This is a genomic window from Pseudorhodoplanes sp. (assembly GCF_046289595.1).
Lineage (GTDB): Bacteria > Pseudomonadota > Alphaproteobacteria > Rhizobiales > Xanthobacteraceae > Pseudorhodoplanes.
In genome coordinates this window covers 1-3,160 of record NZ_JBKBVB010000215.1, presented here as the reverse complement: position 1 = coordinate 3,160, position 3,160 = coordinate 1, and the positions used below count along the sequence as shown (strand labels likewise).

Below are 3,160 nucleotides of genomic sequence, written 5' to 3'. Positions count from 1 at the left end.
CTTCATGCTCGCCTTCACCCTGTCGCTCGACGATCTGGTGATCGCAAGCTTCACCACCGGACCCGGCGCGACCACGCTGCCGATCCGCATCTATTCGGAGGTGCGGCTCGGGGTGAAGCCGGAAATCAACGCGATCTCCACGATCATGATTGGATTTGTCGCAATCGTGGTGGTGGCGGCTTCGCTCTTGACCAAGCGCTATGCTGCGGCGGAGGAGGGGCGGGGCGCGAGGGCGTAATCACGCCTTCCGCACACATTCCGCCCGCAATTCCCGCGCCGAGCAGCCGAAGCGGGCGCGGAAGATGCGGCTGAAATGCGCCGCATCGTTGAAGCCCCAGCCGAACGCGATTTCGGTGATGGTCCGGCCGGCCAGCGCCGGATCGCAGATGTCGCGCTTGGCGCCGTCGAGCCGCTGGTTCCAGATCCAGGTGTTGAGCGAAACCGGCTCGGCGGCAAATGCCCGGTAGATCGTACTCGGCGACAGCCGCAGATGCGCGGCAATGGCGCTCACCGACAGATGCGGGTCACGCAGCCGCTGCAGCGCGTAGGCCTTAATCTGATCGCGATGATAGCACGTGAGTTGCGACGCCACAGGGTCCGCGGCGCCCGGCAGCGAGCAAAGCCCCGCGACCAGGATATTTTCCACGCTCTCGGCGATGGCCGCGACCGAGCCGGCTTCCAGCGTATCGATGTCGGCGGCGAGCGTTTCGATCATGCCGATCATCAGGTGCCCGGCGCCGCGGTCGCCGCAGACCTTGCGTGCGGTCAGCGTCTGCGTGTCGCGCAGGCGGCTGCGCAGGACGGCGCCCGGCAATTGCAGCACATGCTGCTGGAACGCGCCGTCGAAGATCAGCTCATAGGGCCGCGTCGAATCGTAAAGCGCGAAGTCGCCCGGCGCGAGGTCGGCCATGCGGCCGTCCTGCACGATCTTGCCGTGCCCTCTGGTCTGGATGCTGACGAGGAAATAGTCCTCGGTGGCGCGCGCGATCTTCGCCGGTGTGCGGCGCACATGCTGCGCTGTCGATGTCACGCGCGACAGGCCGAGCGTCGCAAGCTGGTTGGCTTCGATGGTGCCGCAGAAAGCGCGTTCGCGATGCGGCGTATCGCAATCGAGTTGCACATAGGTATTGCACACCGCCTCGACCCAATAGGTGAGCCGGTCGCGCGCTTCCACAGCGTCTGTGGACCACAGCTTGTGCATGGCACATAGCGTAGCAACGCGGGTTGGGCTGTCTACGCGAAAAATGAGGCAAATCGACGCCTGCCGTTGCGACTCTCAGTCAAGTCGCCCGCGAGGGCGAGGCAAGCGGGAAAAATTTGCGGCCCATACCGTTCCAGATGACCCGGCGGCGCGAGGCCGCCGCAGTGCAGGAGCGAAGCCATGTCCGTCACGCATCCGAAGTTCAAGGCCGCCGCCGTACAGGCCGCGCCGGTGTTTCTCGATCTCGACAAGACCGTCGACAAGTGCATCGCGCTGATCAGGGAAGCCGCGGCAAATGGCGCATCCCTGATCGCGTTTCCGGAGACCTTCATCCCCGGCTATCCGTGGTTCATCTGGCTGGATTCGCCCGCCTGGGGCATGCAATTCATCCAGCGCTATCACGACAATTCGCTGGTCTATGGCTCGCCGCAGGCCGACCGCATCGCCAAGGCGGCAAAAGACAACAACATCATGGTGGTGATGGGCCACAGCGAGAAACAGGGCGGCTCGCTCTATATGGGCCAGTGGATCATCGGTCCCGACGGCGAAACGATTGCGATGCGCCGCAAGCTGAAGCCGACCCATGTCGAGCGCACCGTGTTCGGCGAGGGCGACGGCTCGGACCTGTCGGTGTTCGACACGCCGCTCGGCCGCGTCGGCGCCCTGTGCTGCTGGGAGCATCTGCAGCCCTTGTCGAAATACGCCATGTATGCCCAGAACGAACAGGTTCACATCGCCGCGTGGCCGAGCTTCTCGCTGTATCGCGGCGGCGCTTATGCGCTCGGACCGGAAGTCAACAACGCCGCGACCCGCATCTATGCGGTCGAAGGCGGATGCTTTGCGATCGCACCCTGTGCGGTGGTCTCCAAAGAGATGATCGACATGCTGTGCGGCGACGACATGAAGAAGCAATTGCTGCTGCAGGGCGGCGGCTTTGCGACGATCTACGCGCCCGACGGCCAGCTGATGCACGCGCCGCTGCCGGAAACGGAGGAGGGGCTGGTCTATGCCGATATCGATCTCGGCATGATCGCGCTCGCCAAGGCTGCGGCCGATCCCGCCGGGCATTATGCACGGCCCGATGTGACGCGCCTTGTGCTCGACAAGACGCCGGGCGATCGCGTGGTGGTCAAGCGCCGCGCCGGGAAAGAGGTCAGCCGTACCGGCGCGGATGCGCCTGCCGTTGCGGCCGCGCGCGGCGAAGCGCTGTCGCTGGTCAAGGACGGGAGCGAGGAGGCGGCCTGATGGAATCGGCGATCCCCGATCACCTCAAGACCGCGCGCACCCGCCATGCCCGCTACGGCGACGATTACACGCCGCCGTATCCGGCTTTTGTCGCGCGGCACAGGCCGAGCGTCTTCCGCGTGGTGATGGCGTATTTCGGCATCCAGTTCCGATCTGCCGATGAGGCTGCGGCCGCGGCACCGCTCAACGCTCTTGCGGAGGCGTTCAAGTCCGATAACGGCCCCGGTCACTTCGACCGCGCCCGCTATACCGACGAGGCGGGTTACGAGACCGTCGTGACCATCGCTTACTGGGACGATCCTTCGCGCTTCGATGCCTGGTTCGCGGCCCATGGCGCGGGCTGGGCGGGCGAGGAGAGGCCGGGTCCGCTCGGCTTTTTCACCGAAGTCCTGCGGCCCTCGATCACCCGTTACGAGACCTTATTTTCATCGGCCGGGCGGATGGAAGGCATCGCCGCCGTCGCCGAGGGATTGAGCGACATGGTGCGCGAGCACGCCTATTGGGGCGGCATGCGCGACCGCATCCCGCTCAGCCAGACAGACCCGATGGCAGCCTCCGGCGCGCCGAGGGCGGAGGGCGGCAACGGCCATGTCCGCATCGTGCCGCACCACAATCTTTGCCTGATCCGGTCCGGGCAGGACTGGTCGGATACCGACGATGCCGAACGCAAGATGTATCTCGACGACGTCGAGCCGGTGCTGCGCGCCGGGATGG

The 3,160-nt window shown here is 65.5% G+C and carries 3 protein-coding genes and 1 pseudogene; 3 read left to right on the top strand and 1 reads right to left on the bottom strand.

The window, feature by feature from the left end:
• A pseudogene (locus ACK41X_RS23165) lies at window positions 1-238 on the top strand (putrescine ABC transporter permease PotI); the annotation flags it as partial.
• Here the strand turns inward: ACK41X_RS23165 and ACK41X_RS23160 are convergent.
• Window positions 239-1,201 carry a helix-turn-helix domain-containing protein gene (locus tag ACK41X_RS23160; protein WP_409728596.1) on the bottom strand — a complete coding sequence of 321 codons (963 nt, stop codon included), beginning with the start codon at window positions 1,199-1,201 and terminating at the stop codon, window positions 239-241.
• A 180-nt stretch (window positions 1,202-1,381) separates the two neighbouring features.
• On the opposite strand from ACK41X_RS23160, the gene ACK41X_RS23155 reads away from it, so the two are divergent.
• Window positions 1,382-2,446, top strand: a complete 1,065-nt coding sequence (locus tag ACK41X_RS23155) for a carbon-nitrogen hydrolase family protein (RefSeq protein WP_409728593.1) — start codon at window positions 1,382-1,384, stop codon at window positions 2,444-2,446.
• Window positions 2,446-3,160, top strand: a 715-nt coding sequence (locus ACK41X_RS23150) for a phenylacetaldoxime dehydratase family protein (protein WP_409728590.1), incomplete at its 3' end; no start/stop codon positions are given. The genes ACK41X_RS23155 and ACK41X_RS23150, both read left to right, overlap by 1 nt.